This window comes from Oleiphilus sp. HI0117 (assembly GCF_001635235.1).
Genome location: NZ_LWGA01000735.1, coordinates 1 through 11,471, shown reverse-complemented (window position 1 = coordinate 11,471; position 11,471 = coordinate 1). Strand labels below are relative to the sequence as shown.

The following is an 11,471-nucleotide window of genomic DNA, read 5'->3' as shown; positions in this document are numbered from 1 at the left end:
CCGTAAAATAGGAGCTCTATTCTTTTGTTAAGAGATCTTAGTGAACATTACTATGCGGACAAAATCGGAACAACTTATTATTTGGGCAACCAGGGCTTCTGTCGCTGTTGCATTTACCTTACTAATATTAAAAATATATGCTTGGATTGTAACGGGTTCAATGGGGGTGCTAGCCGCACTAGTAGACTCGTTACTGGATTTGGCTGCTTCGCTAATCAATATGTTTGCGGTGCGTTATGCCTTGGAGCCCGCGGATGAGGAGCATCGTTTTGGGCATGGTAAGGCTGAATCACTAGCGGGCTTAGGGCAAGCAATATTTATTGGCAGCTCGGCGATATTTCTATTGATGTATACAGTGGAGCGGATTTTTAACCCTGAACTGATCGAGTCACCTGAAATTGGCACATGGGTGATGCTCTTCTCGATGGCATTAACTTTGGTATTGGTTGCTTACCAGCGTTATGTCGTTAGAAAAACCAATTCGATTGCTGTCAAGGCTGATTCTCTTCACTATTCAGCAGACTTAGTAACTAATGCTGGAATTTTGTTAGGCTTGGCCCTTTATTATATGGGCTGGTTGTATTCAGACCCTATTATTGCCTTACTAATAGGCTTGTACATTCTAAAATGTGCAATAGAAATCGGCTATGAAGCCATTCAGTTGTTGCTTGACCGGGAACTCCCTGATGAGGAAATTAATCAGATAGAAAGCTTGGCTTGTGAACATGAAAACGTCATAGAGATTCATGATCTAAGAACACGTCAGTCTGGTCAGACGAAATTCATTCAGTTCCATCTTGTAATGGATGGGAATATGACATTACTCGCTGCACATGACCTCGCTGACGAGGTACATGACAAGATAAAAGAGTTTTTTCCGCAATCCGATATAATCATCCACCAAGACCCCCATACAGCGATAGCGAATGTAGGGGATTAGCGTCAAATACTTAGCTCTCTATTCGCGGTTGCTTGCTGAGCATTCAGCCGCTTGAGGGTCGAGTTTGCAGCGGACCTTCCTCATTAGTTTAAGCGTCTTTTGGTCGTAGATACCGCGACGACCTAACTCCAAACGGCTCTCTCTAAAATCTTCCACCCAGTAATCGTATAGATGTTCGGGGATATCTATCCAATAGTGTTCGGGGATAGTTGCTTCTGGGTCCGTAAGGAACTTAACAAACTTTGAGTATTCCTCAACCGCTTTTAGCCGAGCCTTCTGAATAAAGCCTTCGGGGAACTTTTCCCAACGTGCGATAACCTGCATGGTGATATACAGGAAAGGGTCTTTATAGATGCCACCGTCAGGTTCTAAGCCTTTATGCATTTCGAAGGGCTCGTAAACAATTGCCGGCGCTGCAGTCAGGTCAACCGTACCGTTGTTAAACTTGAGGATTGAGTTAAAAATGGTTGAATTAACGGGTGTAATACCGTGCTTTTGTGACAGGTATTCAGATTCGGGAACATCATCGAGAACGGCCATGCGTTTGCCAGCAAAGTCTTTGGGAAGCAAAATGCTACGGTCGCGCGTAAACATAAATATTGCACCAGCAGGGCCAATGCCGAGCACTTCAAATTCTCCTATGCGCATTAGGTGAGCCGCCTTAGGAGAGCTTAGGCTTTTGATAATAATGCCAAGATGCTTGTAACTTGGGATTGCGCCAATTGCGCCTAAACTGCCAGTAAAAGAGTTAAACTCACGCGCTCTGAAGCCAAGCATATTCACCGCATCGCAACGTCCAAGTTTGAACTCATCAATCGCTATGCGTTCGTCGCTGAAGACTTCGAAAGTAAGGTCAACGCCCCACTTATAAGCTTGAATGGTCGCTTCTTTCATAATTTGTCCGACCGGCCCCGCTTTACCTATTGGGTCCCAGACACACATGAAGATAGGAACAAGATCTACTTTTTCCTTACCTGGCGGGCTATAAGGTTCGCTTGCCTGAACAGCAAGGGTAAAAAGTATGCTTACAACGAAAACGTTTAGTCGAGTGATCACATCCATGAATACAGGCTTCTATATGAGTTTGTTTTTGTTTGATTTATCTATCTTATCGGGCCGCTTCTTATCTGTCATCATAAATAACATGAACAGTTTCTTATTATGAGACAAGCAATAGGGCGATCTTAGAATTAGGGTACGCTAATTGGTGTATGGGGAGCTAAAGGTCGAAGTACTCGCTAGAGCGCTTTGGCTTTAGCGAGTGGCTCTGTTGGTGACGAAAGCACTAAGCTGGCTGAATGAGTACCGGGTTTTCTTTACGGTCAAATATCACGTATTGAGACAAGTCCTGCCCCGAATCCAGGTTGTTGGCCATTTGGTTTAAGTAAGGTTCTGCATCATCAGGGCTCGGCGCTTCGCCGTCTTGTCCTGCCAAACCAGCAACAAACATGAAGTCCCACTCATCTGAAATAGAGTCTGCTTCTTCTGACAAGGCAGCAAATGACTCAATTTCTTCTGGTAGCTTGTCCACGCACATTACAGGCGATAATGAGCCTTCCTGTTCACCTTTTTTTTTGCCTGCTTCACCTTCGGCTTTGGCGAATAAAAAAAGTAAGCGTTGAGGTTGGTCTTGCTCTTGGGCGGCTGTGAGAAGCTCACTAAAGGTAGAAATCATTGTGTGGTCCTTATGTTAATGTGGCGTCATCATAACCACTCTCGCCAAGAGAATAAATGATTAGCGTCAATTGCTTTTGAAGCGTAAGGCAGAGCTTTTGTCGGAGCCCTTGATAATTTTTTGTGAGTGTTTGACTTATGTCATGATTAGCGCGCTCAAGTGTTGTTACTGTAGACGAATTCGTACTGGATATAAAAAACAAGAAAGGTTTGGAGAACTCATGGAATTATTTAGTGAAGTTGAACGCTGTGTCGAGCGGACGATAGAGACGGTTGGTAAAAATATTGTTTTGGGTTTACCTCTAGGTTTGGGAAAACCAAATCAGTTGGCGAATGCTTTTTACAGAAAGGCGCAGCAGGATCCGAGTATTAATCTGCGGATCATTACAGCTTTATCGCTAGAAAAGCCAAGACCAAAAAGTGAAATGGAAGCCAAGTTTCTAGTGCCATTTGTCGAGCGCTTATTTGGTGATTACGAAGAGTTAGAGTATGCCAAGGCAGTCAGGACTAACACCTTGCCGCCGAATGTCGAAGTCTCGGAGTTTTACTTTAAAGCGGGTGCTATGAAGAGCGTTGCCAGTGCGCAGCGAAACTATGTATCGAGTAACTATACCTTTGTATCGCGCGACTTAATGATTAATGGCGTCAATGTGCTGGCACAAATTGTCGCTAAAAAAGAAATAGATGGCCGACCACAGTTGAGCTTAAGCTGTAATACCGATGTTACCCTGGATATTATGCCTCTGATTGAAGAAGAGAGGGCGAAGGGGAAAAAGATCGTCACTATTGCTCAGGTTCATGACGATTTACCGTTTATGTATAACCGTGCAATGGTCGAGAATGATTATTTTGACTTCCAGGTTCATAGTCCTGCCTATCAGACTCGTTTGTTTGCGCCACCAAATATGTCGGTTCCTAACCCTGACTATATGGCAGGCTTATATGCCAGTACTCTAATTAAAGATGGCGGTACATTGCAGATTGGTATCGGTTCATTAGGTGATGCCATCGTTTATGCATGCAAATTGCGCCAGACCGATAACGACGTCTATAAACATGTCGTCGACTCTCTGAATATCGATAAAAAACTTATCTCCGAATATGGTGGCGTGGATGCCTTCGATAAAGGCTTGTATGGTTCCAGTGAAATGTTTGTTAACGGCTTCATGCACCTAATCAAGAGCGGAATTGTAAAGCGTAAGGTCTATGATGATCTTGATTTACAGCGCTTGATTAATGAGGGGAAAATTGGTGAAACAGTTTCACCATCTACACTTGAGTGCTTGTTAAATGAGTCGATTATTTCTCATCAGCTGACTCATTCTGACTTTATTTATCTGCAGCGCTGGGGCATTTTTTCTGATGCCGTACAGTGGGCTGAGGATGGTCTTAAAATAGGCGAAACGACACTTTCGGTTAACTTGTTAGAGCAAGCCAACTTTGCCTCCGTGTGTGAACTATGCCTGGGTGATAACCTCAAGGGTGGTATCTATATGCATGGTGGCTTCTATCTAGGGCCTCAAGACTTTTATCAAGCTTTGCGCGACATGAGTCGAGAGGAAAATGAAAAGATCTGTATGTCGAGTGTCGGTCATATCAACCAGCTTGACTACAATCATCCGCTCCTATCTGCGCAGCGCAAGCACGCTCGTTTTATAAACACCGGCATGATGGTGACGCTAAGTGGTGCGGTTGTATCAGATGGCCTTGAAAATGGCACGGTTGTGAGTGGTGTAGGTGGCCAATATAACTTCGTATCGATGGCTCATGCATTGCCTGATGCGAGATCAATATTGTGCGTTAGAAGTACACGCGGTAGTGGTAAAGACCTGCAGTCAAACATTACACCACACTATGGCCATATCACGATTCCAAGGCACCTTAGAGACATCATTGTGACGGAATACGGTATTGCCGACTTGCGCGGCAAGACCGACGAGCAAATCGCGATTGAGTTGATTAAGGTTGCTGATTCTCGCTTCCAGCAAGAATTACTAGAAGATATGAAGTCGAAAGGTAAGGTTCGCGAGAGCTTTACATTACCAGCAGAATACAAAGAAAACTATCCTGAGAAGTTAGCTGGGATTCTTAAGTCTGCTCGTGAGAAAGGTTTATTCCCACCGTTTCCGCTTGGCTCTGATTTTACCGATGAGGAAATTGCACTCGGTAAGAGCTTGAAGGATTTGAAGGCCTTAATGGCGCACCCACGACAAATGATCAAAGCGGTTATTCGTTCCTTTGTTCATAAAGTTGATGCAGACGAAGCGCGTCCTTTTCTTGAGCGTCTGAGCTTAGACCATCCAGATTCAACAAAAGATAAGATTCTTCAGCACTTAATTCTTCTGGAACTCGAAGAAAACGGTTATTTAAAACCAATGTAATTCGGTTATTTATATCAATTAAGCCTCCAATATTGGGGGCTTTTTATATGATGCTCAATTTCTTAAATATAAGGCTGCTGGATAGGCGTGACAATAATACTAAAAAGCTGTTAAATTCGTTTTAGCAATTATATTGATAACAATAAGAGAGCTTTATATGTCTTCGCAAAAAGTGTTAGGTAAGTACTGTCATTCGCTAGCTCGCGCTTTTCTTATTTGCACTGCTACATTTTCCTCTTCTTTATATGCCTACGAATATGTAGATGACCAGAAATTAGCCGATGCTAGCTCGATAGCAGATGCACTCTCTGAAGGTACTGCAGAGTTAGACTTTCGCCTTCGCTACGAAGATGCACGCCAATCAGAACCCTCTGAGCAAGGTGCTCAAGCGCTGACACTCCGCTCGCGCCTAAGCTATCAGACGCAGCGTTATATGCTTTTTTCGGGGTTTATCCAGTTTGATGATCTAGCGGCGATTCCAAATGATGAAAATTACAATTCGAGTACAAACGGGCAGCTCGATGATGTTTTAATCGGGGAACCGGATGAAACTCGAGTAAGTGAAGTTTGGCTTAATTATGACATTGCCAATACATCGTTCACTTTTGGTCGACAGGCTTTTGAGCTTGATGCTGGGCGTATGATTGGTAGCGATAGTTGGTATCAAAACGAACAAGTATTTACGGGCTTGAGTGTCACAAACCAAAGCCTGAACTATACAAAGTTTACCTATGTAAACTTTGATCGGGTCGAGCAGCCTTACGCGAAGTACTCGCAAGATACTGATGCCGACTTGAAAGCGCGATTGTTTAATCTGAGTTACAATGGCTTCTTGTTAAATGACTTATCGCTTTACCACTTAACTATTTCTGATCATAAGCGCGACAGACGCTGGGAAACGCAAACCTCTGGTATCTATTTTTCGGGTATGGTTGGCGGCAACAATGGCATCGCAGACTCATCAGGAAACCGCGAAGGGGAAGATTTCTCAATTTCCTACTTGTTTGAGTTTGCTACTCAGGGTGACAAGGGCCAGAACCCTATTAATTACAGAGCCAGCTATAGTCGAATGCAGCTTGTCGCGGGCTATCAGGGTGGAGGCTTTACAATCGCCCGTGAAAGACTTGGTGCCGATGGCAGTGCTAGCTTTGTCACTCCTTTAGCTAGTATGCATGAATACCAGGGTTATACCGGCCAAGCTGTGGATCAAGCCTTGGGGAATGTTACAGGTGGAATTATCGATACAGTATTTGGTGTTTCATACCGCTGCTCAGATGATTTTTCTATCGGGCTAGCTCATCATGACTATGAATTTGATAAGGCTCCTGGCGCTGAATCATCAATCGGCACAGAGCTGCAAGCTGAGGTAAAGCTCAAGTTTCATGAGCTTAGTTTTACAGCTAAATATGCTGACTATAATGCAGATGCCTTGGGCGAAGATACTCGTCGCATATGGTTGCAAACTGGCTTGTCTTTCTAAGCCTTTGTTTATCATTGCTCAAAGAAATAAAACCCAACAGACAAAAGCTGCTGCTTAGTTCGGGGAACTTTGGCTTAGCTGAGGGATAGTTGCCAAGCGATTGATGTGTGTCATGTGCTGAATCACTAGAGCATGATAAATTTTCTTTATTAACTAGAGGAGATTTTATTATGTATATAGATGAGACCATCATTGCGGGTTTATTGGTTGTTGCGGGTACTGTTGTGTTTCTAGGTGGCTTTGGCTATTTTGCTTATAAAGACGCTCAGAAATCTAAAAAAAGTTAGTTCGCTTTACTTGAAAAAACCAGGTCATAATTCTCTTGATCTGGTTTGTGTTTCCCCGCTCTTATTCAAGAGCTTCGTCATAGACGCTTTTTCAAATACCCTCTCACTTCCAAACACTACTCTTTTCTGAATCCCTTGCTAGACTGAGTATTAAACTCAAATTAGGAATATTGAATGAAAGGTTTACATGGTTGGATGCGTACCCTCGAGAAAAGCGAGGCGGCTGTTCTCTCAACCTTAATTAAGGAGCTAGACCAAGTCACGGCTTCTGATGAGTCTTCTGGGGCCCAATTGGCAGAAGTTATTCTTAAGGATGTAAGCCTGACTGCCAATATCATACGTGTTGCTAACGCAGTAACTTTCAACCCTAGTAATATTGCAGTGACAACGGTCAGTCGTGCGGTTATCAATATTGGTTTCAAGAATATTCGCTCAATTTGTTTGTCGATCAAAGTACTCGAAGCAGTACTGAAAGATTCCCCATCTCCCTTATTAGTCGCAATGCTTGCCCGCTCGCTTCATGGCGCAAACCAAGCAAAAGCGCTCTGTGAAAAGCTGAATAATACGGAGCAGGAAGAGGTATTTGTCGCCTCTTTGTTGAGCCATTTGGCTGAGCTGTTGGTCTTGGGGTGCCACGAATCTGAGGTACGCTTGCTTAAGCGTGAGATTGAACCTAGCTCTTCAATTGAAGAAAAAAATCGCTGTGCTGAGAAGTTCCTGGGCGTTAGCTTAACTCGTTTAGCAAAAACACTGACCAAACAGTGGCGAATTGAAGGCCTGATTAACGATGTTCTAGCGGGCTCAGGAGAAGAGGACCCGCGTGTTCAAGCGGTTATATTAGGAGATGAGATAAGTCGTGTTGCTTTACTCGGCTGGGATTCAGCAGAGTTTAAGGAGGTTGCGCAGCGCGTCGCAGAATTTAAAAATATCGGTGAAGCAGAAGCAATGTTCGCACTCAAGAAAACAGCAGATGAAACGGCAGAGACTGTTGCTTCCTTCGGCAAGAAAGTATTGGTTGAGCATATTCCAACCAGCACTCGAGCAGCAAAGGAATTAGAGAAAAAATACGACAATGAAACTGAAGGCTTACAGCCAAATACTGCAATAGAGCTTGAAGCACTGGAGCGTTTGGATAAGCTGTTAGCGGGTGATTTTAATATCAATGAGGTGTTTAAGCTTTGCTTGCAAGGGCTTCATAAAGGCATCGGCCTTGAGCGCGTCGCCTTGGCAATATTTGATAAAGAGCACCAGAGGGTAGTCGTTAAATATGCTTCAGGGCAGAGCACGGAGAAGTGGCGAGAGAAGTTTGTTGTTCGATATGAAAGAAGCCGTTCGGGTTTCTTGTTTAACCTGTTTGAACGTGATCAGGCTGCCTGGATAGGTAACTCGGACTACCAGCACATAACGCAATTTATATCGCCCGAATACCTAGGTATTACAGGTCAGAAAAGGTTTTTTATATCGCCTTTAGCCACTGGCCGTAAACGAATCGGGTTTATCTATGCGGATATGGGGCAGACTTCGAGAGAGCTCAATACAAGTTATTTTGAAGGCTTTCATCGGTTTTTAGATAAGTCTAAAGAAGCGCTAACAATTCTTGCAGCACGCTAACTCAATTGCTTCTCGATGTCGCTTATTGTCGCAAAACCATCTTCTACCGAGAAGCTAATATCCAAATCGTATAGTCTAAGCTTATAAAGCTTCTCATCTTCTTGATCTTGTTTGTATGCAGGCCGCGGATCATATGAAATAACTTCGACTATTAATGCCAATAGGTCATCGGGGTACGAACTCGATAATTGCTGTGCTTTATCCTTAAAGGGTTTGTTTAAAACTACTTTTAGCCTTGGCTTTGGTGGTTCTTCTGCAAATCCGCAGCGCGAGTCCGAGGTAGCGTCCGCATAATCAATATAGGGTTTGATATCCAATATTGGTGTGCCATCCAGAATGTCCGGGCAAGCGATGATCAAGCTTGCTTGATTGTTTTGGATTCTAACTTCCCGTAGTTCAACCAAAGATTGCCCAAGTGAATTCGGTCGAAAGGGAGAACGACTCGCGAATACCCCAATTTTTTTATTACCACCTAAGCGCGGTGGCCGAATCATTGGTCGCCAAGGTTTATCAGCATTTAAGTGAAAGCTGAAACTTAGCCAAATATGAGAAAACGCTTCAAGCCCGTGAAATGCATCGGGGTCGTTATAAGGGGGATAAAGTTCTATTTCAGCGTAAGCTGAAGTAATTAAGTTAGCTTGCCGGGGAATACCAAACTTTTCAGTAAAAGGTGAATGCAATACTCCTATCGCTTGAAGAGAGTTTGAGCTTTCTTCTCTCGGGTTGATAGTAGGTGCAGGCATTATCAGCTAGAGGCTTATTTATAAAATTGTTTAATCTGAAGCGCGTGCTCATCCAGTATTGTTCGCGGTGTTTTGAAACCGAATAGGCCACTAATATGAAGAAATACTTTTGGAATTGCGCGCAGCCAGTCGCCAGACTCACGGGGAATAAGGTGGAGGTGAAGATGTGGTACAGTCTGATTAGCCGCTTTGCCATCGTTTACCAAGAGGTTAGTGCCGTGAATGCCTAAACCTGCTTTTTTCTGTGCTTCGACAATTTTGTTACCGATATTAAATAGCTGGGCTCGCGTTTTGGCATTGAGTTCATCCAAACGCTCATAATGCCGTTTTGGAATGACCAGGCAGTGTCCTTTAGTAAGAGGGTAGGCATCCATTAGAGCTAGAAAATGCTCATCCTCGTAAACAATACTGGCTTCTTCATTCCCAGATATAATTTGGCAAAATATACAGTCCTTCATTTTTTGCTCCGTCCATGAACGTGTTAGTGGAAGTTCTGAGAGTTGCCACTGTTTGAGATTTGTTCGCTTTGAACTCCGCTCCATTCTTCGGCATTTTCGACAGGGATGGTGTAGGACTCATCAGCCCATGCCCCTAAATCTATTTTCTGGCAGCGATCACTGCAAAAGGGGCGAAAAGGTGAGTCATCACTCCAGGCCACATCTTTTTTACAAGTAGGGCAGTTTACCTTTAGCTCATTACTTTTTGACTTACTCACTTGCTAGCTCCAAATAGGCTTGGTGTTGTCGAAGAACATTTTGTTTTAAGCTCGCTAAATCACGGTCATTACTGATCACATCATTTGCGCGCTCTAATTTATAATCTCTTGGGAGCTGCATATCAATAATTTTCTGAATTTGTTCAGTAGAATTTTGGTCTCTTTCACTTGCACGTTGTAATTGGAGTTCAACAGGAACATCGATAAGTAATATTCGTGATACCAGTTCAGCTTGATCGGTCTCGAAAAGCAAAGGGGATACGAGGATTACATAAGGGCTGTCTGCACTGTTTAACTGCCTTTTGATTTCGCTTCGAATTATCGGGTGCAGTAAGCTTTCGAGCCATTGTTTTTGATCTTTCGATGAAAATATAATTTGGCGCAAGGCTGCTCTATCAAGCTCACCAGTATTGGTAAGTATATCGGTACCGAAGTGAGTAGCAATTTTGGAGAGTGCGGCAGTGCCAGGTTCAACAACTTCACGGGCGACAATATCGGCGTCAACAATACAGATACCCAATGCCTGGAATTCGTCTGACGCTGCAGTTTTTCCGCTGCCGATACCACCGGTTAAGCCAATAATAAGCTTCTGCTGTGCTTTGGAATTAGTATTCACTATGATGCTCACTATTCAGCGCTATGCTTGAAGGCTACCGAGCCAAAAGCGAACTAGCTCATCACCAAAAATCATATAGATCCAGCCAGCAATGGCTAGATAAGGCCCGAAAGGGATCGGGATATTTTTATCCCGGCCCTTAATGATAATAAGGGAAATGCCAATCACCGCGCCTACAACAGAAGAAAGCAAAATAATAATCGGCAGGGATTGCCAGCCAAACCAGGCTCCTAAGGCTGCCAGAAGTTTAAAGTCACCATAACCCATGCCTTCCTTACCTGTTAGCAGCTTAAAGGCGTGGAATACTAGCCATAAGCTTAAGTAGCCGAATATGGCGCCCCATAGTGCGCTTGATAAGGGCACAAACGTTTCGTAGTAGTTGAGAATCAAACCACCCCACATTAGTGGTAGCGTCATGTTATCTGGCAGAAGTTGTGTGTCGGCATCGATCATCGTTAGTGCCACAAGTACCCAGGTCAGGATAAGTGCTGCAAGACCAGCATAACTTGCACCATAGATGGAAATAGCGGCAAGTGAAAGTAAAGCTGTGACAAGTTCAACTAAAGGGTAGCGGATCGAGATTTTGTTTTTGCACTGACTACAGCGCCCCTGCAAGAAGATATAGCTGATTACAGGGATATTTTCCCAAGGCTTAATCGCATGCTGACACTTTGGGCAGCTCGAGTTGGGGGTCGATAGGGTGATTTTTTCCTGTTTTGGTTCAGGCTGGTCTAAAAATGCAGCGCACTGAAGTGCCCAATCTTGCTCAAGCATTTTAGGGAGCCTAAAAATGACAACATTCAAGAAGCTGCCGACTAATAAACCGAAAATAAGTGTTGAAGCGTATAGGAACGCAGGGTTGTCATTCAGGTGTTGGAAAAGTGCGAGCATGAAATTGTTCCGTTGCGGCGTTTATCGTTATTTATTGTCAGCTTGAAGTTGCGAATGAGGGGAATCATAGCCTAAGTCGGGCTTAAGTAGTAGATAAGGCGGGCACGAGAAAGGTGCCCGCACGGATATCTCT

12 protein-coding genes are annotated in these 11,471 nt (G+C 43.8%); 5 read left to right on the top strand and 7 right to left on the bottom strand.

Annotated features, from left to right (window positions below):
• Positions 1-40: 40 nt before the first annotated feature.
• Positions 41-940, top strand: coding sequence for a cation diffusion facilitator family transporter (locus A3757_RS11340; protein ID WP_231875617.1), 900 nt, complete (start codon positions 41-43; stop codon positions 938-940).
• 18 nt (positions 941-958) lie between these two features.
• On the opposite strand, the gene A3757_RS11335 is transcribed toward A3757_RS11340, so the two are convergent.
• On the bottom strand, positions 959-2,002 hold the full coding sequence (locus tag A3757_RS11335; protein ID WP_068512937.1) for a putative solute-binding protein: 1,044 nt from the start codon (positions 2,000-2,002) through the stop codon (positions 959-961).
• 223 nt (positions 2,003-2,225) lie between these two features.
• Complete coding sequence (locus A3757_RS11330) at positions 2,226-2,615, bottom strand: ribonucleotide reductase subunit alpha (RefSeq protein WP_068512934.1); 390 nt, start codon at positions 2,613-2,615, stop codon at positions 2,226-2,228.
• 631 nt (positions 2,616-3,246) lie between these two features.
• Between A3757_RS11330 and A3757_RS11325 the strand changes: the two genes are divergently transcribed.
• The 4 genes from A3757_RS11325 to A3757_RS11315 all read left to right on the top strand — a co-directional run bounded on the left by A3757_RS11325 (position 3,247) and on the right by A3757_RS11315 (position 8,373).
• Positions 3,247-4,995 carry an acetyl-CoA hydrolase/transferase C-terminal domain-containing protein gene (locus tag A3757_RS11325; RefSeq protein WP_369819546.1) on the top strand — a complete coding sequence of 583 codons (1,749 nt, stop codon included), beginning with the start codon at positions 3,247-3,249 and terminating at the stop codon, positions 4,993-4,995.
• A gap of 157 nt (positions 4,996-5,152) precedes the next feature.
• Positions 5,153-6,475 carry an alginate export family protein gene (locus A3757_RS11320; RefSeq protein WP_068512929.1) on the top strand — a complete coding sequence of 441 codons (1,323 nt, stop codon included), beginning with the start codon at positions 5,153-5,155 and terminating at the stop codon, positions 6,473-6,475.
• 170 nt (positions 6,476-6,645) lie between these two features.
• Positions 6,646-6,762, top strand: coding sequence for a cytochrome c oxidase subunit CcoM (gene ccoM, locus A3757_RS27930; protein ID WP_304438928.1), 117 nt, complete (start codon positions 6,646-6,648; stop codon positions 6,760-6,762).
• 174 nt (positions 6,763-6,936) lie between these two features.
• Positions 6,937-8,373, top strand: coding sequence for an HDOD domain-containing protein (locus A3757_RS11315; RefSeq protein ID WP_068554731.1), 1,437 nt, complete (start codon positions 6,937-6,939; stop codon positions 8,371-8,373).
• On the opposite strand, the gene tsaA is transcribed toward A3757_RS11315, so the two are convergent.
• The 5 genes from tsaA to A3757_RS11290 are packed head-to-tail and all read right to left on the bottom strand — an operon-like array spanning position 8,370 to position 11,338.
• Complete coding sequence (tsaA, locus tag A3757_RS11310; protein WP_068510987.1) at positions 8,370-9,116, bottom strand: tRNA (N6-threonylcarbamoyladenosine(37)-N6)-methyltransferase TrmO; 747 nt, start codon at positions 9,114-9,116, stop codon at positions 8,370-8,372. The genes A3757_RS11315 and tsaA overlap by 4 nt on opposite strands.
• Positions 9,117-9,130: 14 nt before the next feature.
• Complete coding sequence (locus A3757_RS11305; protein ID WP_068512922.1) at positions 9,131-9,574, bottom strand: HIT family protein; 444 nt, start codon at positions 9,572-9,574, stop codon at positions 9,131-9,133.
• Between the two features lie 23 nt (positions 9,575-9,597).
• Complete coding sequence (gene yacG / locus A3757_RS11300) at positions 9,598-9,831, bottom strand: DNA gyrase inhibitor YacG (RefSeq protein WP_068512918.1); 234 nt, start codon at positions 9,829-9,831, stop codon at positions 9,598-9,600.
• Complete coding sequence (coaE, locus tag A3757_RS11295) at positions 9,824-10,447, bottom strand: dephospho-CoA kinase (protein WP_082865443.1); 624 nt, start codon at positions 10,445-10,447, stop codon at positions 9,824-9,826. The genes yacG and coaE overlap by 8 nt, the downstream gene beginning before the upstream one ends.
• 21 nt (positions 10,448-10,468) lie before the next feature.
• Positions 10,469-11,338 (bottom strand): A24 family peptidase, encoded by an 870-nt coding sequence (locus tag A3757_RS11290; protein WP_068512915.1) that lies wholly within the window; start codon positions 11,336-11,338, stop codon positions 10,469-10,471.
• Positions 11,339-11,471 lie beyond the last annotated feature (133 nt).